13 protein-coding genes and 1 tRNA gene are annotated in these 22813 nt (G+C 57.6%); all 14 read right to left on the minus strand.

The window, feature by feature from the left end; all coding sequences use genetic code 11:
- Positions 1-34: 34 nt before the first annotated feature.
- The 14 genes from ACQK2L_RS23415 to ACQK2L_RS23480 all read right to left on the minus strand — a co-directional run bounded on the left by ACQK2L_RS23415 (position 35) and on the right by ACQK2L_RS23480 (position 22724).
- On the minus strand, positions 35-2287 hold the full coding sequence (locus ACQK2L_RS23415) for an alpha-L-rhamnosidase C-terminal domain-containing protein (protein ID WP_425399472.1): 2253 nt from the start codon (positions 2285-2287) through the stop codon (positions 35-37).
- A gap of 41 nt (positions 2288-2328) precedes the next feature.
- Complete coding sequence (locus ACQK2L_RS23420; protein ID WP_425399473.1) at positions 2329-6207, minus strand: BNR-4 repeat-containing protein; 3879 nt, start codon at positions 6205-6207, stop codon at positions 2329-2331.
- A 56-nt stretch (positions 6208-6263) separates the two neighbouring features.
- Positions 6264-6704 carry a hypothetical protein gene (locus tag ACQK2L_RS23425; protein WP_425399474.1) on the minus strand — a complete coding sequence of 147 codons (441 nt, stop codon included), beginning with the start codon at positions 6702-6704 and terminating at the stop codon, positions 6264-6266.
- A 31-nt stretch (positions 6705-6735) separates the two neighbouring features.
- Entirely contained in the window at positions 6736-7797 is a 1062-nt protein-coding gene (locus ACQK2L_RS23430; protein WP_425401122.1) for a DUF1559 domain-containing protein, read from the minus strand.
- 180 nt (positions 7798-7977) lie between these two features.
- A complete protein-coding gene (locus ACQK2L_RS23435; RefSeq protein WP_425399475.1) occupies positions 7978-8829 on the minus strand; it encodes a PEP-CTERM sorting domain-containing protein in 852 nt (283 codons plus the stop codon).
- A 62-nt stretch (positions 8830-8891) separates the two neighbouring features.
- Entirely contained in the window at positions 8892-13055 is a 4164-nt protein-coding gene (locus ACQK2L_RS23440; RefSeq protein ID WP_425399476.1) for a beta strand repeat-containing protein, read from the minus strand.
- Positions 13056-13206: 151 nt separating this feature from the next.
- The gene (locus tag ACQK2L_RS23445; RefSeq protein WP_425399477.1) at positions 13207-14724 is read right to left on the minus strand and encodes a hypothetical protein; all 1518 of its coding nucleotides are present in this window, start codon (positions 14722-14724) and stop codon (positions 13207-13209) included.
- On the minus strand, positions 14721-15248 hold the full coding sequence (locus ACQK2L_RS23450) for a sigma-70 family RNA polymerase sigma factor (RefSeq protein WP_425399478.1): 528 nt from the start codon (positions 15246-15248) through the stop codon (positions 14721-14723). Before ACQK2L_RS23450 ends, ACQK2L_RS23445 begins: the two co-directional genes overlap by 4 nt.
- A 627-nt stretch (positions 15249-15875) precedes the next feature.
- Positions 15876-15957 (minus strand) — tRNA-Ser (locus ACQK2L_RS23455).
- Between the two features lie 92 nt (positions 15958-16049).
- Positions 16050-16886, minus strand: a complete 837-nt coding sequence (locus ACQK2L_RS23460) for an alpha/beta hydrolase (RefSeq protein ID WP_425399479.1) — start codon at positions 16884-16886, stop codon at positions 16050-16052.
- A 98-nt stretch (positions 16887-16984) separates the two neighbouring features.
- The gene (locus ACQK2L_RS23465) at positions 16985-18667 is read right to left on the minus strand and encodes a ribulokinase (protein ID WP_425399480.1); all 1683 of its coding nucleotides are present in this window, start codon (positions 18665-18667) and stop codon (positions 16985-16987) included.
- Positions 18668-18721: 54 nt separating this feature from the next.
- Entirely contained in the window at positions 18722-20386 is a 1665-nt protein-coding gene (locus ACQK2L_RS23470) for a fucose isomerase (protein ID WP_425399481.1), read from the minus strand.
- A gap of 56 nt (positions 20387-20442) precedes the next feature.
- Positions 20443-21546, minus strand: coding sequence for an aldose epimerase family protein (locus ACQK2L_RS23475; RefSeq protein ID WP_425399482.1), 1104 nt, complete (start codon positions 21544-21546; stop codon positions 20443-20445).
- 236 nt (positions 21547-21782) lie between these two features.
- A complete protein-coding gene (locus ACQK2L_RS23480; RefSeq protein ID WP_425399483.1) occupies positions 21783-22724 on the minus strand; it encodes a hypothetical protein in 942 nt (313 codons plus the stop codon).
- Between the last annotated feature and the right edge of the window lie 89 nt (positions 22725-22813).

The following is a 22813-nucleotide window of genomic DNA, read 5'->3' on the forward strand; positions in this document are numbered from 1 at the left end:
ATCACTTGTGGTGTTTCATTCTTCAATCCGCTAGCTAATCACCCCCATCAGTCGAAGTGTCACTCCCTCGACGGGCGACTTCGGGTTGATAAGCCTCCAGTATGCCTGCCTGAGGTGGATCGTCGCCTTCCAGTGCCACCTCGAACACATGCGTGCCTGGTGGTACGTCGTCAATCCAGTGATGCTGGCCTTCGCTACGGACTTCGATGAGGTTTCCATTGTGCACGACCTGCATCGGAACCTGACCGTCAATTGTTGGCAGTCCAATCTCCGCCATCGTATTGCCCGGAATTGACACGTCTAGTCGATAGTCACTCTGCGACTTCGTATAGTCAACTACAACTGGCCCACGAATCGTGGGCACCTTCGCAGAGAACGACTGTAGGGATGCAGGTTGAGGTTGCACCACGATCTTCTTAAAACCGGGTTCGAGCGGCCGCACGCCCACGACATGCCTAGGGATTAGGTTGGCAGGCGCGGCTCCCCAAGCGTGATTCCAATCGAGATTGCGCTTGTAGTCTTGATCCCAGGCTTCGAGCGTGATTGTTGATCCAACGCGAATCATGTTGTACCAACTACGCTTCTTCTTTGAGGTTAGCAGTTGCAGACCTAGTTCTGGTTGCTCGCTTTGGTAGAGTCCGTCCAGCAGGTACTGAGCCGCATATACGCTGCATCGCATCCCACGCCTTTCAAGAAACGCAACAACGGGTTCGACGCGATCGCTGGGAACCAGATCGAACGCAAGTGGGAACAGGTTGGCATGCACGGAACTGTGCCGACTGCCTAACCCATCGACGTAGCATTCCCGCGATTCATCCCAGAGACTTTGATTGAATTGCACCTTGAACGATTCGGCCTTTTGTTGGAATTGCGCACTGTCTTCCGATCGACCTAGCACTTCTGCAATCTTGGCCATACGAACCAGCGTGGCGTAATGGAATGCGTTGACGACTGTATTAACTTTGCGCATGTCATATCGATCGCGCTCGCCTCCGGGCCAATCGACGATGTCGCGGAACTCCCCCGTTGAAGTATCCAGCAACCCATCTGAACGCTCGGCCGACGTCAGGAGCTTCTCACGCTTGAGCTTCTCGTAATTGATCTCCAATGACTCCGTGTTTCCAGTATACATGAAGTCCTCCCAAGCCATGAGAATCGAATGCTGCTTCCATTCGGTCGGCCAAGTGGGGTGTTGCAACAAGTATTCGTGCGAGTGACGAGCCAGTGCGTACTCGCTGTCGACGCAGTAGTGTGAGAGTTGGTTGATGTATGCGTCTGCTTCGTAGGGTATGCGTTCACGGTCGCCATCGACATAAACGCCACAAAAAGTCGTCGCACGGATCGAATACTTGCACAGGCGCCAAATGGCATTCAAGGTGTCGTCCGAGGACTCGAATTTTGAGGCTGCCTCATTGAACGGATAATCGACTCGAATACGTTCCAATTGATCAGTGTTGAATCGATCCGGCATTCCGGACAATTCAACGTAGCGAAAAGGCGCAACCACACCGATTTCCTCCGGCAAGAGGATAGCTGCTCCGCTTGTATTTCGCCGGTTCGCCGGTGGACGAATGTCGAACTCTGTGCTGCCTTCGGGAACCTCGACCTCGACTTCGTAGCAACGGATCGTTCCACCGGGGTTTTGATCTATCCTATCGCCCGCCAACCTCTCGCCAAATCTGGCGTTCAACGTAAACGACTTGCTAGTGGCTTTTGGGAAACGCAACTTGAGAGAGCCAAATGCAGCTCTCCCAAAATCGACGAAGTACTCCCCGGCGGAGGTCACTTCTGAATGAATGGGCGACTCGGCCGATTGTTCAACCATATACCGCGAAGTCTGCGTTGTGGTCGGCTGGCTAGCCAGTCTGAACTCCTGTAATTCGGACCATGGCGAGACATCCCCCTGTGCATTCCACGATCTCACCCGCCATACGTACTGCCCGTTGGCCTCCAGAGGCGCTCCTCCGTACTCGACGTTAATGGAGCGATCACTTGCAACGCGACCAGAGTCCCACAAAAGCGCATTCTGAAACTCCCGGCCAGCCCGCTGCACCTGTATACGATACGCAGCTTGCGTGTAAGCGTTGCTGTCAGCGCCACATACCCAGGCAAACTCAGGCTGCGGATCGTAGATTACCGTGCTATTCGGGGACTGCAGGAATTCGCACGATAAGCCCCTTGGCGCTGGAGGACCTGCGCCAGGAGTTACGTCCTCCGCGCGGCAAATGTCGACAGCCGCCGACAAACAGGTCAAGACGCCAAGGGCGAAGCAGACAAACTCTTTCATCTCCTCGTCCTTTGGTAGATTGCTAAAACTAGATTTTTGTCTCAGTGTATGTGCGAAGTAGCTGGCAGGATCATACCACGTTGCCGTTGTGCGTTACACGTCCAGTAAACGCCCCACACGCCAAGGACAGACAAGAGCACGAAAGTCGAAGGCTCGGGCACTGTTGCATACTCGGCCGGGCTGACTAACACCTGCCCGAAGTTCGATCTCCAGAGTTGGTAGTCGAGCTCATCCACATGCAAGTCGCTGTTGCCATCGGCCAGTAATCCGGTACCAGATGCGCCAAGTGAATTTCGCCACACGGTGTAGTCAGCGATGTTCACCACATTGTCTCGATTATAGTCTCCCGCCAACCCCTCGACGACTTCCAGCACACCTTCTGTCAGTATTCGGGAATTGTCCCACAACAAGCCCGTTGATAGCTCCGGAACCGAAAGGGCCTGGAAAACCCCAGTCAATGAGTCGAAGTCCAGCAGATCAAAGGAGTCGCCTGCAGTCAGTTCAGCTTCTTCGGACAAGCTGACCTCCACGGCGCCATCGGCAACAAACGCTCCTACAACCTCTACCCGATCGAAATTGCTGATACTTGCAATATTCAACTGCAGCACGGCGCCGGGATTCAAGTTAAAGTCGCCTTCGATCAACAGCGCCTCGGGGTCGGATGGTTCGTCCCCATCTCGTAGTAGGCGAAAGAAATCGACGTCTCCCACAACGTCACTGTGAGAAACTGCAAAGCCAACCGCACTTATGTTCTCACTGAGCAAAACGACCGGACCAGCTACCGAAGTGTACTCCAGATCGGTTGGCAACTTGGCAAGGAACTCGGCCGTGTAGTTTCCAGCACCACCGGTGGTGTCGAGCACAACACGGGTCTGCATGTCGCCACCGCTGGTATTGAGGGCCGACCAGGGAGTGACGGCAACGGTGCCGCTTGCACCATCGCCCAGCAGCGTTTGGTTATCGCCGGTGGAATTGTCACCGCGAAACAGCATCCAAGCCTTGCCGGTTGTGGGGTCGGCGATAAATCGATTCCCATTGCTGGTGCCACCGTTCATAAGCCCCTCGAGAAAACCGACTGCAAACCAATCGGAGTCGCCAGTCACATTCTGAAAACTAGCGTCCAGCGTGTATCGATAGCCAACCTCCACAGTCAACGGTAACGTTGCAGAAGAGCCCCCTGGAATGCTGATGGCAACTGCATCGTTGGCGATACTAGCGTGGGCGGTCCACACTTCGCCACCCGATACGGTATCGGGCGACATGCCGTTGAGTGGCGCCGAGCCATCGCACGCGAAGCGTTCCTCGTACACCACACCGTTGTTCGTCGCAGCAAAAGGGACCACGCGAACGACTGCCCCTCCCTCGGCAGTCAGATTGCCACGGACAACCGCGCCGCTTTCGAATATCCCTCCCGATTCCACCAGGGTGCTTCCCGCACCAGTGGCAGTATCGACGATGAGAGTGCCGGCGCTAACGACCGTGGGACCACTGTATGTGTTCGCTCCCGAAAGACGCAGTACGCCGCCGCCTTGTTTGGTAAGACCTCCAGAGCCGGTCAACGGGCGGCTGAAGGTAGCAGTAGCACCGTCTTCGACATGGACAGTCGTGCTGTCGCTGCCCAATGCTATGTTGTCCGCCAGAGTAACATCCAGCCCAGTCTCGATCCTTAGTGCACCACTACCGTCTCCGGCACCAGCCACATCAAGCCCTTGTTGGTAGACACCGCTTTGGGTTAGTACCAATTGCCCTCCCGCATCGACTCGGACCTTGGCTTGGGTGGAACCTAGACCACTCACGGTATTGGCGACGGCGGTCGCACCGGAAGCTACCACAAGCTGACCGACGAAATCATCGTTATCATTCAAATGAGTAACGTTGTTGAGCACTTCGATGCGACCTTGACCGGTCACGTGCTGCAGGTTGACGGGCTGATGCACGCGTATCAATCCGTCATTGAGGATGGCGGTGGGACTTGCAGGAAAGACTGTGCCAGTGGATGTCGGTGTACCGATCTCCAGCGTTCCCGTCGGCCAGATCTCGAAACTGCTGGACATATTAGTGGCATCCGACGAGTCCATGACCACAGTGCCCCCATCGGCGGCGATGACGGTGCTGACCATGGCGTTCGCATCGCCCGTAATCTGGAGGGTCGCATTCGAAACACGCGTAGGACCAGTGTAGGTGTTTCCGGAAGTCGCCAGGTTAAGCGTACCACCTCCTACTACGGATAGGCTCCCGGCCACGAGGCTTCCAGCCCCTTCAAACGTGTACTGCTGCGTGCTATCAACCACCACCTTGCCCGCACTGATGCTACTCGACAACTGGACGCTAGTTTGGGCCGCGGAGTCGTCGAAAGTGACGTTGTCGAAGTCCACGAAGGTGTCGTCCATCCCGAGGTGGCTGAAATTCACCGCTGTAGTGTCCCAGGCCGAACTTTCTGCGCCGCTCCATTTGAGCACCCGCCCCATCGCGGCGGCGGCATCCCATTCAAGAATTGACATGGGGCTTCCACCGTTGCCACTATTTCCGTCGATCGTTTGAAGAAGCACGTGCAACTTCCGATCAGTAGCCCATAGGTCGCGGTCAATCGTTGGCTCGTAGTATCCGAGATTGTCGGTTGTAAGCTGGACGAACTCCCAATCATCACGAGACTCGACCTGCGAGTAGGCTACTGTGACACCGCCGCCGTTATCATTATCCTTGTAGATAACAAACGCACGATTGTAGTCGTCGAAGACAATTTGCGGTCGCCCCATATGATTTGCCCCAAGCTGCGATTCTGGCACAGGGCTGTTGGGGTCGGAACGACGGTGAGTGATCTGCGATGTAAACCACTCGTTCCCATCATGACCGACGTACATGTACTGGCGGCGATGGTCAGGCGTGCTGGCGTACGCCAGCGGCGCCCACCAGGTGGCGATCGCGGGGCGGTCGTTTGCATCGATCGCCTGTGTACCCGTGTTGATAAGACTCGATCCTTCGGGAATGTCCACTATGACCTGAGAGTTCTGTTCATCAATGTCCGACTGGTACTGCACGTTGGCGTCGAAATCCTTATACCAAGTCGTTCCGTTGTCGGGTGAGTAGGCGTAGAACAGGTTGTGATTGGTCTGGAATCCTGAATGGCCAGTTGGAGACGAACTGTTGTAGCGATAGGTCCAGCTAGCGTGCAGCCCGCCTTGCGAGTCATACGACAAGTTGTGGGGGTAAGCGTTGTACGTTAGTCCAGACGAGTCCGTGTTCTTGATCCAGACTTGGTCGGCCCACGACCAAGTGTCTGTGCCATCATCGTAGTGCGTAATGCGGTAGGTGCCATTGCCTGACCCACCGGTTCGATAATTGAAAAGTAGGTCGTTGGACCCAGGAATGCGCTGGAAGTTCGGGTAGGTGGTGCCCGTTTCATTCGATCCGGTCATTGTATTGATTGCCGAACCGTTTCCGACGGAATCGCCAACAAACGCCATCGGTTGGCCGCCCGTTACCGGCGTTGTCGTTTTCGAATAGAGCAGTGGATTGCCGTGAGTACCCCAGGCCAAGTGCAGATAGCCGTCGCCGTCCAATCCTAAGACCGGCACATTGTGGGCGTCGTTGATGTTGAAGGAAGTGAACTCAGTGACGCGGATGTCCCAGTCATTCGAGATTGCCGTAAGATCTCGACGACCAACCAGCAGTTTTCCATCCTCGCGATAGAAGGTAGTGAACTGATAGTTGCCGGCAGTGACAATCGACTCATTCTTGAACGGCGTAGAGTTGATGGACACGCGATCGCGGCCCACCTCGTTGGTGCCGGGGTCATTGTCCGTGATTGGAGTAAGTTCAAGGAAGTCGAGAGGATTGAGCTGGCCGAACGACGCAGAACTGGACACAACCAGTACGGTCAACAGCGAAAACGTTGCGCATGGCAAACGACTAACATTCATGGAAGCCTTCACGTCACTTGGTGCTATGCTTGAAATCTCGGGCGGCGGGGACCACGTCAGAACTTGTCTACAAAGGTGCCAGATTCTTTGCAGCCGGCCCAAGTTAGCTCGATTCTTAGATCTTCAGTTGGCCCGTCTATCGTCACCCACAAGTCCGAGCTTACCTTGTTGGCGTATTTCTTTGGGGCGTGCCAGCGGTTCGACCGTTCGTTGATCGACTCTACTGCCGAAACCGTGGCTAGGTGCGTTCCCATCGGGGCTCCATCGCTCAACTCGAAACACGACATCGTGAACGACCCATCGGGCTGGATTCTGCCCATGGCCGGACGGTGGTCCTTTGCCAGGATTCGCACCTGTCCAACGGTGAGCGGCTTCCCATCGATAGTGACCGTACCTGAAACGGGAACGATGCCCTCGTGGTTGTTCTGACAACCCACGCTTGCGGCAAGTACCACCACTACCAACGTCGCCTTGGTGGAGATTTGTGATCGAAGCATTATGCGAACTCGGAGGAATTGAAAGCTGGGATTAACGTGGACCGGGAGTGGTCGGAACCGTTTGTATGTAGTCGTCCGCATTCGTCTGGCGTGTAGACAACTGTCGATACACATCCTCAGACACATCCTCCGTCAGATAGCGAACACTACCATCCCCCATGCCGAAATTGGCGCCGCCCGGATGACGACTATTGAATCCACAATGTGTACGAGTTCCTGTGTTCTGAATCGATTCACCCAACTCGGGAATCGTGTTCAGCGGGTTTACCGTCGTACGCATAGAAGAATTGCAACGGTTGCCGTTGCTCCAGATGTTGCTTGCCAACAGGTCACTGCTGCCGTCCTCAGCCTGTCGAGCGTGACCATCGATGGTCTCGCCAAAGAACATCGTATTGGACGTGCCGCCTGTAATCTCTCGGAGTTTAATGTTGCGAACGTAGAAGAATACTCCTGTATTGTTGTACTTGAGGTCGTAAGGTTTGCCTTTGGAATCGGAGCGATCATCGAATAGCGGGTCGGGGCCGTTTGGAGGACCTACGTCCCCAGCAACGCCAGCATAGCTGCCGGTCGCCGCACGCACCTGAGTACCAGCTGCCTGATGAGAGTAATCAGCATACTCCTTCAACTCACCATCGCTGGGACACTTCAGCTCAGGCAGGGACGTGCCCACTGCGGCGATGATCTGAGGATCCGACAACCAACCGCTCCATTGGCCGGCATCCCAGACGGTCTTGTTCTCGATATCGAACATATCAAACAGGGCTTGCTGCTCCATATACGGCAGCAACTGAACGAAGACACTGGCGCCTTGGGTCTTCAAGTTGACACCTGCAACGTTGCCGGATTGACGGATGTGGTCGCAGGGAGTCAAGTAGCCATCGCAACCAACTCTGGCTGTGGGAAGATCACCATAGGAGCTTTCGTAGTTTAAGGCCGCGAGCGAGAGTTGCTTTAAGTGGTTGGTGCACTGCATGCGGCGGGCCGCCTCGCGAGCCGCCTGAACAGCCGGGAGCAAGAGTGCAACTAAAATGCCGATGATGGCAATGACCACCAAAAGCTCCACCAACGTAAAACCTCGCCATTTGGCCTTCATATCGAGCTCCATTTTTGTACTGGTTCGGTGATCGCGTTCTTCTCGTGCGATCACGCACCTGCGCCCTGTCGGGCGCGAAAAATATTGTTGAAGGGAGTGGTCGCGTCGTTTCGACGACGGAGGACCACTCCCTTCAAGCTGCCCTTTGCTTCTAGTCAGTTGTGGGCTCAACGCCCGATTTCAAACCAACCGTCTCCTCGCACAGGCGACCGCCGCCATGCCAACGAGTGCCAGAATGACCGCAGACGGTTCGGGGACCGTAGCCGAGATCGACAGTTGATTAAACGAAGTCGGCTCGGATGTGGTCTCCATGAATACGTAGTTGCCGGTGGTGTCGATCCCGCTCAGGCTGCCGGTTGTCACTGAGTCACCATCGACGAACACTTCATAGTCGAAGGATGTCGAAACGGTTCCGTAACCGACGATGTTCGTTGCCGCGATCTCAAGATCGAAGGACCCGCTGGGAGCCGTATAGTTTGGTACGACTGAATCAGACCCTTGGCTCCATACGGCCATTTCGCCATTGCCTCGCTTGAACACGCCAATCCCAACGTCGGCAGCGTTGATATTGACTGCACCGCCACCGGCAGCGGGAACGCCCACTTTGAACATTCCAATGGCGCCCCAATTGCCGCCATTTGTTTGAGGGTTGAAGTCGTCGATGCTAACGCTAAAGGCCGTGGTCGGATCGCCCGGCAAAACATCAGTAAAACTGAGATTCGGCCAAAGAGCGGTCCGGCCCGACCCATTTGAGTCGAGAGTCAACACTCCGCCAGTCTCAGCAATCACTGGTCCACCGCCACGGTAGGGGATCTGGTCGTTGCCCAAGTGATTGGCGACTCTGATACTGACAGACAACGACGCATTGTCGGCCAGCCCGATCGGTCCGCCCATGTCACGCGGATCGGGATTATTTACACTGCCTGCTTCATCATCGAACGTATCGTCCCAAAGATCGATAATAGTCGACGCGTTCGCGAATGACGCGAATGATATGGTGGCCACCAACACGAGCATGCGTTGCCAGCACATTTGTTTGCATCCCAAAAACATCATTAGTCGTTACCTCCAGAGAAGCAAGGAAAACAAGAACATCAAGTTGTGACTTTCGCCATTTTTTGGCGTGATCGCAGACAAACCAGCGCAGCCAATCCAAACACTAGTGTCAGCCAAGTTGTGGGTTCCGGGACTGCGGACTGCTCCGAGACGGCGCTGGCCCCCAAGAGGCCGTTACCAAAGTTGGCCTTCCACAAGGCGTAGTCGCCGGCGTCAACTCCGTTCACTCCGTCGCCGTTACCCATCAGGGGTGTTTCATCCACCGCACCGAGATTGTTGCGCCAAACGGTGTAGTCGGCGATATTGACGACCCCATCGCCGTTGAAGTCTCCTTGGAGCCCAACGGATAGCACCAAGTCGGTCGCATCGACAATCGATGCGCGGAATCCGTCGGGCAAGATGAAGTCTACCCCCAAATCGGTAATTCCTTCGACGGCTGAGAGAATCGTGAACTGCGTTCCACCGGCAGGCGTGAAGCTGCCGAGCTTCGTCACGTCGATCGTGCCATCGAGCGTTGCTGATCCAGTAACATCGACAAAGTCCTGACCGATCTGGGCAATATCAAACTCCAGCGTCGAACCCGCTCCCATGATCAAATCACCATCGACGGTTAGTGTTTGCCCTTGCAGTCTTACTTCTGCCGGCTCGGTGCCGGTGAGCGAGAACGATTCAATGGTACCGGTAATGTCCGCGGAGTTGGAGTTGGCCACACCCACTGAGTTGATGGCTTCGCTAAGCAGCGTCTCGGTGGCACGAATGGTTTGGAAACCGCTTCCAGTGTCGGCTTCCAAAGTGGCGGTCCAATTGCCGGCACCACCTGTCGTATCGAGGGTGATCCGCAGCGAAACATCGCCAGCAGCAGTTTCTTCGTCAACCAACCAGGCTGCAGCGCTAGCAAGGCCGCTGTTTGGCTCTACGTTTGGATCACCAAGGAAAGCCTGATTCGTAGTGCTGTTTTGAGCGCCGCGATACAGCATCCAGGCAATGCCTTCGACGGTGGCTGTTATGAATCGACTGTTGGCGCTATTGTCCGCCGACTGCCCGCTTGCAAACCCAAGCGCGAACCAGTCGGTATCGCCAGCAATGTTGGATATCGAGGTCTCCAGCACATAGGTGGAACCATGGACCGGTGTGAAAGCCAGCGTGGCGGAGCCGCCTCCTGTACCATTGACGCTATCCCCATCGGCCTCGAACGTCGGCGCAGCGACCCAAGCACCGCCGTCGAATGACGTGTCAGGCGTTGTGCCATTCAGCGGCGTCGCGTCAGCCCCACTGAAGCCGCTAGTGTAGAACGTCCTGGCGCCGCCGATTGCCACGCCCGCGCCGCCGATGGATAGGGTGCCGTTCACCAACATATCGCCGGTGGTTGCCGTGTTGATTTCCAACGTGGCTCCGCTGGCAACCGTCGTCGCGCCGGCGTAGGCGTTGCCGGAGTTTTGCAGCTGCACGGTACCCGAGTTCACGTTGACGGGGCCAAAACCGGTCATGCCACCTGACCCCGTGACGGTATAAGTGGAACCGGCGCCACCGTTGAAGGCGACACTGCCGGGCGCTACACTTTCATTGACCGTTACCGTTTTATTGGCAACGTTGCCGAAAGTCACGTTGTCGAGTTGACTAAACTGAGGTCCTCCAGTGCCGCTCCAGTTGTTACTAGACTGCACGTCCCAAGCCCCGTTAGCGGGACCGTTCCAGTTGAGGTTCGCCGACGATCCGGTCACGTTGAGTACCACACTGGTACCAGTGTTCGCGGCAGAGACCGTTTGTCGCATGGAGGAGGTAATGTCGTTTCCCTGTGCGTCGAACACGCGCTCGATGTAGGTGCCATTTCCTGCAGAGCCAGACACGGTTAGCGAGTTCGCTTGAACCAACGTGTACGCTCCAGAACTGAGTGTGCCGTCAACGGGAGTAATGTTGACGTCGACTACATTGCTGGCCGAACCGGCATTAATGGTGGCGGTACCGTCCACAAGCAATCGATCGCTGTCGCCCACCGCGGTGGTGTTTCCGAGTTCATAGTCCCACGACCCTGCAGGTGTATCGGCGAAGGTCGAGTACGAGAAGTTACCATTTAGCGTCAGCGTGCCGACGCTGTCGCCCGGTGCTAGCGACGAATCATCGAAGGCATTTAGCGAGCCACCCACGTTGATCGTTCCGGCGCCGGTGAGGGTCTGCCCCAGTTCGTCACCGGTCGAAAGCGTTCCATCTGGATCTTCAATCGCCTGCAAGCTGTAGGTGGTGAAACTACTGATATCGAATACGGCGTCTTGCCGAACTTCAATCGTACTGCTCCACAACTCGCCCTCGGTGCCACCTGTGGATTGAACCGCCAAGGTGCCTTCTTCGATCAAGGTCCGCCCTTGGTGATAACCATCTCGAGCGGTAGAGAGGTTCTCGGGGTCTGAGTTCTCTGGTGGAGGCGTAGTCGCAATCGTCCATGTGCCGCTGCCAGACTTGATGACGGTCGTACTAGCATTCTCGGCGCCGTCCCCTACGGTGAGAGTTCGGTCGACAATAAGACCTTCTATCCTGCCACTACCACTGCCGGATAGATGGAGTAAACGTTCACTTGAATCCGGCAACATGATGTTCCCTGATAGGGTCAAGCTTCCGGACTGCGATTCGATGTTGTACTGGTTACCTCCAGTGTTCCCGATCACATCGCCTGTCCACTCGCTAGTTCCCTCACTGGATAGGTGTGCTGCGGTGACACCCGGTTGTCGGCCAGTGATTGCAAGTCGTTCGTTGGTAACGGTGACGCTGGACAAGTGAATTTTGCCTTCGGAGAAGCCACCATCCACGGTCGCACCGGTTGCTGCCGTGTTGTCGCCAGTTCCCAAAGCACTATTATTCGCTACTTCGAGGGTTCCACCACCGACGCTGACTTGACCATTGAAGCCGCCGTTTGCCGAACTTATGGTCACCACTTCAGACGTTAGTCCATCGGTGTTGGGATCGTTTATGTCGATGCCCTCCAGACGAAGTGTGCCGTCGCCGGCAATTGCTTCGCTCAGCGTGCCACTCGCCCCATTGCCTTGCCCGTCGCCATTCAGGCGCAGAGTGGCTCCCGCAGCCACATTGGTTTGGCCAGAAGCTGGATTGATGGCGGCAAGATCCGTAAGATCCAGAATCCCGCCCGAAACGGTGGTATCCCCGGTATAGCTGTTGGTTCCATTGGTCAGCACAAGAGTACCGCTGCCACTCTTATTAAGACCACTACTTCCCCCGATCTGGGCATTAATGGTGTGGATTCCCTGAGTCGCATCAAGGCGGGCCATGCCGTTGAGCGTCAATGTGGCGGGGCCGTCCAGAATGTAACTGTTCGCGTTCTGAAAGCTGAGATCACCTATCGATGCCGGCGAGTCAACTGTCACCGTGGCGGGGGCGTTGTTCGCAGTTAGCGCACTTCCAAGAATGGCCGAACCTGTTGGGACGACGTTGTCTATCCAATTTCCAGCAGTGTTGAAACTGCCGCCTCCGTCGACGTTCCACTGGTTGGGGGGAGCAGGACCTTCAAGCAGGAGGCTAGTGATGCTGGTGGTTCCAGAAGCATCCGTCGACGAAAAACCGACGTAGCCAATGCTCGGTACATCCGCGGCGGGTACAGTCGCTGTACGGTCGACGCCGTCGCTGTTGAAGTCCCAAGTCACTTCCCAATCAGGATTGGTCGTATCGAGAGTTATAATCAGTGAGGTCGCACTAGTAGTGCTCGAACCTACGCCACCAAAAGTATGGGCTCCGCCAGCGTATCCGAGAAACGACTGATCGGGATCGGTGCTGCCTGCGGCGCGCGAGAGAGCCCACAAAGCAGGACGAGAATTATTGCCCCCGTCCAGCCATCGTTCTTCGAGACCGGTACCCGAAGGCGCCAGGGCTTCTGCGAACCCGATTGCGAGCCATTGGTTATTGCCGCCAACAACATTGAACTCTGTGGAAAGTGTATAAAGGCCGGCTCCTGCTTGTGGCGTGAATGGCAGAAGGGCCGTAAATCGCCCAGCGCCGTCCTGGACACCATTGTTTAGCAGATGCGATCCGGATGCCCACGTCTCAGCAGCAGGCGCCACATCGGGCGCTGCACCGTTCAGACTGCTAAGTCCGTCACCACTGAAGTCGTCTTGATAGAGAGTCACCGCTTGGGCCGGCGCACAGAACAGCACGACCACCACTAACGTACACAAGTGCGCAACTAAACTGCGAGTCATCTGTTGTCCTCCTGAGCCAGATGCCGCCATCATCTCACAGCGACACGCTAGCGAAATCAGCCGAAAAGTAGTTTATCAATCAGCGTCGAAGAGTTATCGCTTTCGAGTGACGAGCAACACCTCCTGTAGAGTTTCGAAGAGTATACACAAGCTAGAATCTTAAATCTGTCAACAAGGTTCGAACCGGTGCGATTTGAAGGCTCCTGTTGGATGCCACGTCCGACCGTCGGCCGAAAGCACACCACTCAACGCGTAGTGCCATCGGGTTTGGAGTGGTGTTCATGTCGGACTTTAGTGATCCAAACACACCATTCCACACATCGATTTCCACAACATTCTTGCCTTGAACTAACCCGCCGGTAATATCGACGAAACGGAATTGATCGGGGCCGAATTTTTGGCCCAATAAGTTGTCGCTCCAGCTCTTGACTTCCACTGCGTGACCATTCACTCGAACGTTCTGAATGCCATTGTCGGCGAGGAAACGCCCAAACAACTGAATGGTCGACAAGTCATAGCCAGTCAGATCGAAACGTGTCTGGAACGTGAAAGTTGAATTTGCCGTGGCAGTTCGCCAAGATGGCAACGACACCCACTGCGACAGCTCGGGGGCGTTGGCTAGGTAGCGTTCGTCGGGAACGCAAACCATGGCGTACTCTGGACGCTCGAAAACGCCGTCCGGTCCGGCGACGATTACCCAATGGGGGTCTTCGTCGCCAACCTTAAGACCGAGTCCTGTGTTATAGAGCTCAACCGGGTGATACGGGACCACCTTAGACAACTCACGCGAATCGATCAACTGATCTGGCAGAATCAACTGGTTTTCGTGCCGGCCGTCAGGAGCCACGGTTAGTGATTCACCTTCACTTACTAAGAAGCCGCGTTCTTCACTAACGGATGCGGAACGCGGATGCACGCGTACCAAACCCTTGTGGACGCGAGTCTCGTCCTTGCCACCGTCACCAGCGGTCACGGTGAAAGTAGTCCCTAAGTCGACAACTTCCATAGAGTCGGTCACAACGGTGAACCCCTTGGCCCACTCGGCAACGTGCACGGTAACCTCACCGCTTTGGAGCTGCAGCCGGTCGTGGGCTAGAAAGGTGAGCGACGATGGCCCCTCGGTAGCGATCTCCGCACCAAAACCAACACTGATCTGAGCCTCACCCGTCAGTAACTCGATCGTATCGCCTTCTCGGAAGGTATGGCCGATAACCCATTGTTGTCCTTCCCACTTGGCATCCGACTGCAACGATAACGTGGCGACCGGTGCAGGTGGGCGGGAGGCTGAGCATATCGACGTTATGGCCACCTGAGAGGGCGATTCGTCGAGCGGCCCACGGTTTAGCACGACCATAACGAAACATACGGCCGCTGCCAATCCGCCAAGCAGTGCGGAGTACAACAAAAACGCTATGCGGGGTGTCGCCTGCTTTTGTATGAGTGAACCGTTCGCCGCGATGCTACCTTCCAGCGAACCTCCATGGACGACGGTTGCTTCCGCTTGCAGTTGTACCTCCAACTGCATGTAATCACGCATGTACCGTAGCCGCTCCGGATTCCCACGCACCAGCCGTTCCAGACGGTCGCCCTCTGCGAGCGTAAGCGAGGAGTCGACTACCTTGGCCAGTAGCACATTGAGTTCGCGCTGAATGTCTTTTGTTAGGTTCAAGACGCTATCTCCTCGGCGATCCTCGATTCCACGCACCGAAGCAAAGCTGCCCGAAACCGAGCAATCATCTTTTCCACAGCGCTGACGGTTTTGCCGACTTCGGTGGCAATATCCCGCATTCTTAGCCCATTGCGATAGCGTAGCAGGAACAGCTTCCTTTGCTCGGGGGTAATGCCTTCCAAGCACTTCCCCAAAGCGGCTTGCCGAGTTTGAAACACGTCATCCTGAGTGTCGACGCTAACGGCATCTGCCAGTTCCGAGACCAGTTCGTCACTAAACACAAGCCTCGATCGTATCTGCTTCTTGCGGTGGGCTAGCACCTGGTACCTGGCGATCTGAAACGCCCAAGCAATGAAGTTGGTTCCTGGCACAAACTCGCCAGCCTTATCCCAAATCACCAAGTTGGTAGACTGCAGAATGTCTTGGGTCGCTTCGCGGTCAGCGGTCAGCGTGAAGATGTAGGCTTGCAGCCGAATCTGGCTGGAAGTCAACTTGGATACAAGTTCTGCGGTCGCGTCGTTCATAGCGCCTGGTCTATGAGCAGATAAGTGTTGCGTCTGGTTTAGGAACGCACCTCAAATAGCAAATAGCCACGGTAGTCGATTTCAGACAACAATCTCGTGACAAAACCAGAAAAAGCCGTAAGTCGCCGATCAAATCCGCCACCTGCGTTTCTGCTCTTCAATAAAACTGGTCCTCAATCTCATGGCGCCCGGCTTCCATTACGGCATAAGTCGTGTCACTACAACCTGTTGCGTGGAATCAGCCATCTGGGCGCAGACGGTACTAAAGCGCCCGTTCAGGTTAGTCTCAACAAGCAAATAAAACGCTGAGCTACGTAGTGAGGCACTCGAGTATCGCTCTGACGATGGACACCTACGGCCATCTACTATCAGGTCAGGAGGTGGAGTCTGCGGATCGACTGGGTGCGATGGTGAGCTGCACGTTGCACGCTGCGCCATACGCTGCGCGGTCGTTATTCGCAGGGTTTACGGCTGGTCGTCCTGCTTTCGGGTGCATCCGCATGCAATGGCATGCAAGATGCCGACGATGCAGCGGGCACCCAGGAACTACAGAGCCAATCATCGCAAGTCCAGAGGGGACAAGAGTTAACGCAATGCAGTGCGAGCCTGTGCGACAACAAGCAGAAGCGGAGGGCATGGGACTCGAACCCACAACCGGTTTCCCGGCACCTGAATTCCAATCAGGCCGCTAGCCATTCGCTTACCCTCCACGCCGAAGATGGGCGTAAGTAGTTATGATAGCTGAGGTTGGGCCTTTTTCAACGGGCCCAAGCGTAGCGACACCCAATGCGGTCGCAGAGTTCACTCGGGCAACTGGTAATCCCGCCATAACCAGCGTAACGAGTCGGGCAGAATCGCCCCGCCGTGGTTGCCGTTGTGGGCCCCGGTGCCGTACACGAACTTGTGGTCGTAGTCGCGGAACGCGAGGGCGGCGGCCATCTGCTGGTTCGCCAGCGGCCAGTTGCCGTGGGCGTTGTCCAGGTCGGCCGAGCCGTCTTGCAGGAACACCCGCAGCGGGCGTTTGTCGGCTTTGCGGATGATGCCCGGGTAGGCGTCGCCGCCCCGGATGTTGGTGAAGCTGCCGATGTGGCTGAGCACTTTGCGGAACGCGTCGGGCCGCTCCCAGGCGACGGTGAACGCACAAATGCCGCCGCTCGACAGGCCGCAAATCGCCCGGCCATCGGGGTCGTCGGTAATCCGATACTCTTTGGCCACTTCCGGAATGATCTCGGTGAGCAGGAACTCCGCGTAGGCATCCGACAGCGTGTCGTACTCGACCGAGCGGTTCTCCGGATGTGGGTTCCAGCCTCGCACTTCCGGCAGCGCGTCCTTCTTATGCCCTGGATCGATGAACACGCCAATGGTGACTGGCATGTCGCCCGCGTGGATCAGGTTGTCGAACACCACCGGCACGCGCATGTCGCCGTCCTCGCTCACGTACGCGTGGCCGTCTTGAAACACCATCAGCGCGGCCGGCTTGTCAGGCGAGTACTGCGCGGGGACGTACACCGAGTACCGCCGAATCGTGCCGGGGAACACCTTGCTGTCGAGCCACTTGTGATCAGTGACCGTACCGCGGGGAACGCCCTCGTGACGCTCGGAGTCGGGGCCGTGTTCGTATGGCTTTTCTTCGGACATAGCAAGCGAGGCCACACCAACCATCAGAGTAAAAGCAACACAAGCACGCCGACAGTGCAGAAGCATGATGTCATCTCTCTGGTCGTTGAACCGAAGTACTACTCGCCCTTGCGAACCTCGTTGCGGATGCGGATCAAGTCCTTCATCACGCCGGAGAGCGAACCGCTAAAGTCGGTGGTGCCAAACGCGTCGTGCAGGGTACGGTAGACCTTGTAGAGGTCCGCGTACACGGCTGCGTTCTCGGGGATCGGCGTGTAGACGGTCGCTTTGACGCCGGTCATCTTGGCCTGGGCCTCTTCGACCGTTCCGTACACGCCGCCGGTCACCGAGCCAAAGACCGCCGCGCCCAACGCACAGGTTTGCGCGGAGCGGCTGATCTTCATTGGGCGGTTGCACACGTCGGCGTAGATCTGCATCACCATGGCGTTCTTCTCGGCGATGCCGCCGCAGTTGACGACCTGCTCGACCTTCACGCCATACTCTTCGGCGCGCAGGATGATGGTGAGCGCGCCGAACGCGGTGGCTTCGACCAACGCGCGGTAAATCTCGGGGGCTGTGGTATGCAACGTTTGACCGACCAAGAGTCCCGTGAGCAGCGGATCGACCAAAATGGTGCGATTGCCGTTGTTCCAGTCGAGCGCCACCAGGCCCGACTCGCCCGGCTTGAGTTTTGAGGCTTCTGAGGTCAGCTTTTCGTGGGCGGCACCATCGTTGCCATACGCAGCGGGCGAGAGGTGTTTGACGAACCAGTTGAAGATATCGCCCACGGCCGACTGGCCCGCTTCGAGGCCGTACATGCCGGGCACGATCGACTCGGGCACGATGCCGCACATGCCGGGGATGTCGGCCATCTCGCGATCCATCGGCGACGGCAAACAATCGCATGTGCTGGTGCCCATGATCTTCACCAGCACTCCGTCCTGCGCACCGGCGCCAACCGCGCCCATGTGCGCGTCGAACGCACCGACCGAAACGGGAATGCCCGCGGGCAGGCCAACCTGCTGCGCGACTTCGTCGGTCAGGTCGCCCGCCTTGTGGTTCGACGCCACGGCCTTGGTGGTGTACCGCCATTCGACCAGCTTGGGATCAAGCGCTTTCAGGAAGTCCTCGCTCGGCAGCCCGCCCCAAGCCTCGTTGTACATCGCCTTGTGCCCCGCCGCACAGATGCTGCGGGCGAGCGTCTTAGGGTCGGTGTTGCCGGTGATGTACGCGGGCACGTAGTCGGCGCATTCCACCCAACTGGCGGTGGCCGCGGCCACTTCCGGAGCGGTGCGAACGCAGTGCAGCATCTTCGACCAGTACCACTCGGAGCTGTAGGTGCCGCCACACTTCGCCAGATAGGGCTCGCCGCGCTGGCGGGCCAGCTCGGTGATCTCCATCGCTTCGGCGTGCGACGTGTGGTCCTTCCACAGCCACGCCCCGGCGGCCAGGTTGTCTTTGAACTCCGGCAACGTACCGAGCGCCACGCCATCGGCGTTCACGGGAATGGGCGTCGAGCCGGTAGTATCAACACCAATGCCCACCACCGCATCCGCAGAGAACCCCGGCACGCTAGCCGCATCGGCCACTGCCGACTTGACCGAAACCAGAAAACCCTGGATGTAGTCGGCCGGGTTCTGGCGGGCGAGGTTTGGGTCGCGAGCGTCGAGCAGGATGCCTGCTTCGCCGCTGGGATACTCGAACACGTGCGTAGCAATTTCCTCGCCGGTCGCCACGTTGACCACCAAGGCGCGGACACTGTTGGTTCCATAGTCAACGCCAATGGCAAACTGATCCGCCATGGATTCCACCTCTACTGCTTGAATTGGGATAAGTTGGTCGATTGCCGGAGCGCCTTACCAGGCCGCCCCGCCTTTGCGGGTGCCGCACACGGCGACTTCCATGCCGAGGGCTTCGGCCATGGCCGCTTTGGCGAGCATCGCTTTATCGGCTTCTTCGGCGCTGTTGGCGTAGGCCACCTGGATGTGGTTGGCCTTGTGCCGGGCCATCATCTGGTCGCGCGAGACGCCGTAAGTTACTGCGTGCATGATGGGCCACTGCGGTGTGGTGTCCTGCCAGCGACGCTCGGTCTCTTCGATCGGCAGTTCCACCACGCCTGCGCGGCCGACATCCATTTTGAGCTTGTCGTCCTCGATATAGATGCGCGACCACACGACCTCGCCTGGGTGCGAGATGCCTTTGATGGTGCCGCCGCCGGCGGGGAAGTACATGGCGGGCTGACGGACGCTGGTCGCGCCGGCCCAACCGCCAGTGAGGTGCGTGGGGGGCACGCTGCCGGAGATTTCAAACACCCACACGTACTCGTCGGTGGTGCCCGATCGATCCCAGTCGCCCCACCGCAGGTCGTGCAGCGTGTTTTCTACCGGCTGCCCCATCGCCTTATGAACGCGATAAGTCATCAGCCCATCCAGGCCAGCACACTCGTCCACTTCGTTGAAGTGCGGCAGTGGCTCGCCTTCGTACAGCACGCGGCCGCCGTCGCGGCTCTTGACCGGCGGGCGATTGGTGTCGTTCAGGGTGCCCTCGACCAGATCGCTGGCCGGCATCACGTCCTTCAGGCCTTGTTGATACTGAATGCCGATCAGGCTGCAACCAAAATCGTCGGCGATGCGAACCGCGGCGATGTACATCTTGCACTGCATCAAGATCTGCTGGTCGGTCAGATCGGTCTCGTGGGTCGGGCCGGTCTCGAACTTCAGCCCCATCTCTTCCATCCGCTTGCGCACCGCCAGGGCCTCGTCGTCGGAAACCTGCGTGCTCTCGTAGTACAAGGCCGACTGGCTGAGCCGCTCCTTGTACACGCCAGTGGGGTTGAGCAAATGATCGGGGATGATGGCGTTGAACATGCCCATGCACCCTTCGTCGAACACGCCCATGATGGCTTTGTCGTGCTGCAGCTGTTCGGCCAAGGCCTTGCCAAGCGCAGCCTCGTCGCTGCCGACGGAGACCGAAGAAAGCGGGTGGACGTGGTCGAGCGGATGCTCGACCTTGCCGGTCTTGAGCCACGTGGAAAGCTGTTCCTGGAACTTCGGATCGGCAAAGTCGTCGGCCCACAGCGTGCTGTACTCAACGCCCGCCTTGGTGAGCGATCCATTGAGGTTGAGCATGCCCACCAGCCCCGGCCACGTGCCCGACCAGTTGGCCAACGTGAGGATTGGCCCCTGATGCGTGATCAGGCCGTGCAACAAGTGATGCGAGTACTGCCAGACCGCTTCGGCCACGATGAGCGGCGCGTTGGGGTCCAAGCGGCGGAACACTTCCATACCTTCGGCCTGCGAGGAGACAAAGCCGTGCTTCTCATCTTCCTTGTAGGGATGCGAGCGAACGACGGTCCATCCGGCCGTGGCGACCGCCTTCTCGATGTCCTGTTCCATGGCGTTCTGCGCGGCCCAGCAATTCTGATTGGCGCTGAGTCGCAAGTCGCCATTGGCCATCAGATAGACCTGCCCGGCAGGCAGCTTGGTGGTTTGCCTTGGACTGGGAACGGTGTAAGCCGCCATGTTGGTTCTTCTCCGGGCTAAAAGCCAAAGGTATGGAATGCGCCGTCGCTAACGATTCACTCCGTCGAGAATCGGAAGACGGTAGTCGTATCGTATTTGTCGCCAGGCTCGAGCAGCGTGCTGGGGAAGTTTGGCTGGTTGGGGCTATCCGGATAGTGCTGCGTTTCGAGGCACAATCCGCCGCGGTACACGTAGGTCCGCCCCGATTTGCCCTTCAGGCGACCATCCAGGAAGTTGCCACAATAGAATTGAATGCCGGGCTCCGTGGTCAGCACTTCCACTACGCGGCCGGTCGAGGGTTCGCTAAGCCGCGCGGCGAGCGTCATCTGGCCCTCTTTGCCTTCCTTGTCGAGCACCCAGTTGTGGTCGTAGCCGCCGCCGAAGTTGAGTTGCTCGTCGGCCTTTTCGACGTCGCGACCGATGGGCTTAGCCTTAGTGAAGTCGAACGGCGTGCCGGCCACGTTTACCAGCTTGCCGGTGGGAATCAAACCTTCGTCGACCGGCGTGAACTGCTTGGCGTTGAGCATCAACTCGTGGTCGAGGATGGTGCCGTTGCCTTCGCCCTTGAGGTTAAAATAGGTGTGCTGGGTGAGATTCACCGGCGTGGTCTTGTCGGTGGTTGCCTCGTAATGAACCACCAGTTCGTTGTCGTCGGTCAGCGTGTAGGTCACCTTGCACTGCAGGTTGCCGGGGTAGCCCTCCTCCATGTCCTTGGCCAGGTAGGTCAGCTCCAGCGAGTTGTCGCCCACCGGCTTGGCGTCCCACACCACCTTGTCGAAGCCCACGACGCCGCCATGTAGGTGATTGGCGCCATTGTTCACGGCCAGCTCGTACTCCTGGCCATCGACGGTAAACTTGCCCTCGGCGATGCGGTTGCCGTAGCGGCCGACCACCGAGCCGAAGTAAGGCTTGTCGACCGCGTTGATGTACTCCTCGACGCTGTCGTATCCCAGGGCGATGTCGCCCATTTCGCCGTCGCGGTCGGGCACGATGATCGAGGTGATGATGGCGCCGTAGTTGGTCACCTTGATAGTATTTCCGTTACTATTCTTCAGTGTGTAGAGCATGATCTTATCGAAATCTTGAGTCGTTATTTGAGCACTCGCCGTCTGGGGGAAGCAGGCCAAGAGCAGAATCAGGGGAAAAAGGGTGCGCATCATCGTTGTATCTCCAAGTTCAATGTGGGGGCCGTAGAAGGTGCCAAGATTAGCGAGCCGCCACCCATAGAATAGTGCAGCGCATACCCCCCTTTCAACTACCGCTCCCACGCACTGGTGCTGCGAAAACAGGCCAGGCCGCAAGGGGCGGTTGCCCGCTTGCGGCCTGGCAGGGTCCTGGGTGGAGTGCAACCCAAGGAGTGATTGTGGATAAATCTGGCGAGTTTCGCCTGGCAAGCTCAGTAGTGAACGTAGCGGCGGCCGTCCATGCCGGTGTACCAGTGGGCCTCGAACCACAACTGGCCGGGCTTTTCTTCCAGCTCGAAGCAGAGCACCGGGTCGATGCTGGTCCGCCAGCGTAGCTCGTCGATCGCCCGACGCAGCCGCTTGGCGTCTTGATCCAAGCCATGCCCGTCGGCACGGCGGGCCAGTTCGGTCAACGTGTCGTCGGCCAGCAGGGCGGCCAGTTCGTCGGCGTGCAGCGGCCGGATTCTTCGCGAGGGGAGAAGCTCGGTGGCCAAGAGCTCAATGGCCCAGGCCGCGCCGCGCATCGCCATGCCGGTCAGGTCGCGTCCGCGATCGGCGGTCCACTTCCCAGCGCGGTGTGCCCAACCAAACTGCCAGGCGATTTGCTCGCAAGCGCGGCGATCACCTGCCGCCTCGGTTCGCAAATCCTCTGGCGTGTAAAGTCGGTAGTACGGTTCACTGGTGAACACGGGCTCGAGCAGAAAGAACTTCGCCAGCGGGTGCGCCATCATTGCTTCCAGGTGACGCATCATCACGCCCTGCGGAGGATTGTCCGGCAGTTGAATGGGGTTCTGAATGACCTTGAACACCACCTCGCCGCGCGGCAGGAAGAAGGAAGGCTCGTCGAGTCGCGCGATTTGATAGTGAAGGAACAGCCCACGATTCTCTTCGGCGCAAGTGCGCCACAGCTCGTCGCGCGATAGCTCTTTGCGCCGCGGGTGGGTAGCCAACTGGTACGCCAGGGAGTGAATCGCGCCGTCGCGCACGACGGAGATCTGCTCGCCCCACTCGCCAAACCGAGCGAACTCCGGCGTGGTGTCGATGCTGGTGAAGCCCAGCTTGCTAATCGCGGAACTAGCCGACTTGAGCGGAGTAGGCTTCAAAGTGGTGGAGGAGTTGGGCGCGGCGGCTGTGGCCGTGAGCGTGATTGCCATAGGATTCTCTCCTTAATCGAGAAGGCAATTGGCGTAACTAGGTCCCGAACGGGCAGAAAAGAAAAGCGTCCTATTCCACCCATTCGCCT

The sequence above is a fragment of the Aeoliella sp. genome, assembly GCF_965227375.1.
Taxonomy (GTDB): domain Bacteria; phylum Planctomycetota; class Planctomycetia; order Pirellulales; family Lacipirellulaceae; genus Aeoliella.

What these genes read in the sequence shown, in the direction of transcription:
- ACQK2L_RS23465 (WP_425399480.1), bottom strand. Translation starts at nt 18,667, where the DNA reads ATGGCGGATCAGTTTGCCATTGGCGTTGACTATGGAACCAACAGTGTC.
- ACQK2L_RS23460 (WP_425399479.1), bottom strand. Translation starts at nt 16,886, where the DNA reads ATGTCCGAAGAAAAGCCATACGAACACGGCCCCGACTCCGAGCGTCAC.
- ACQK2L_RS23470 (WP_425399481.1), bottom strand. Translation starts at nt 20,386, where the DNA reads ATGGCGGCTTACACCGTTCCCAGTCCAAGGCAAACCACCAAGCTGCCT.
- ACQK2L_RS23450 (WP_425399478.1), bottom strand. Translation starts at nt 15,248, where the DNA reads ATGAACGACGCGACCGCAGAACTTGTATCCAAGTTGACTTCCAGCCAG.
- ACQK2L_RS23430 (WP_425401122.1), bottom strand. Translation starts at nt 7,797, where the DNA reads ATGAAGGCCAAATGGCGAGGTTTTACGTTGGTGGAGCTTTTGGTGGTC.
- ACQK2L_RS23415 (WP_425399472.1), bottom strand. Translation starts at nt 2,287, where the DNA reads ATGAAAGAGTTTGTCTGCTTCGCCCTTGGCGTCTTGACCTGTTTGTCG.
- ACQK2L_RS23480 (WP_425399483.1), bottom strand. Translation starts at nt 22,724, where the DNA reads ATGGCAATCACGCTCACGGCCACAGCCGCCGCGCCCAACTCCTCCACC.
- ACQK2L_RS23425 (WP_425399474.1), bottom strand. Translation starts at nt 6,704, where the DNA reads ATGCTTCGATCACAAATCTCCACCAAGGCGACGTTGGTAGTGGTGGTA.
- ACQK2L_RS23440 (WP_425399476.1), bottom strand. Translation starts at nt 13,055, where the DNA reads ATGACTCGCAGTTTAGTTGCGCACTTGTGTACGTTAGTGGTGGTCGTG.
- ACQK2L_RS23435 (WP_425399475.1), bottom strand. Translation starts at nt 8,829, where the DNA reads ATGTGCTGGCAACGCATGCTCGTGTTGGTGGCCACCATATCATTCGCG.
- ACQK2L_RS23475 (WP_425399482.1), bottom strand. Translation starts at nt 21,546, where the DNA reads ATGATGCGCACCCTTTTTCCCCTGATTCTGCTCTTGGCCTGCTTCCCC.
- ACQK2L_RS23420 (WP_425399473.1), bottom strand. Translation starts at nt 6,207, where the DNA reads ATGAATGTTAGTCGTTTGCCATGCGCAACGTTTTCGCTGTTGACCGTA.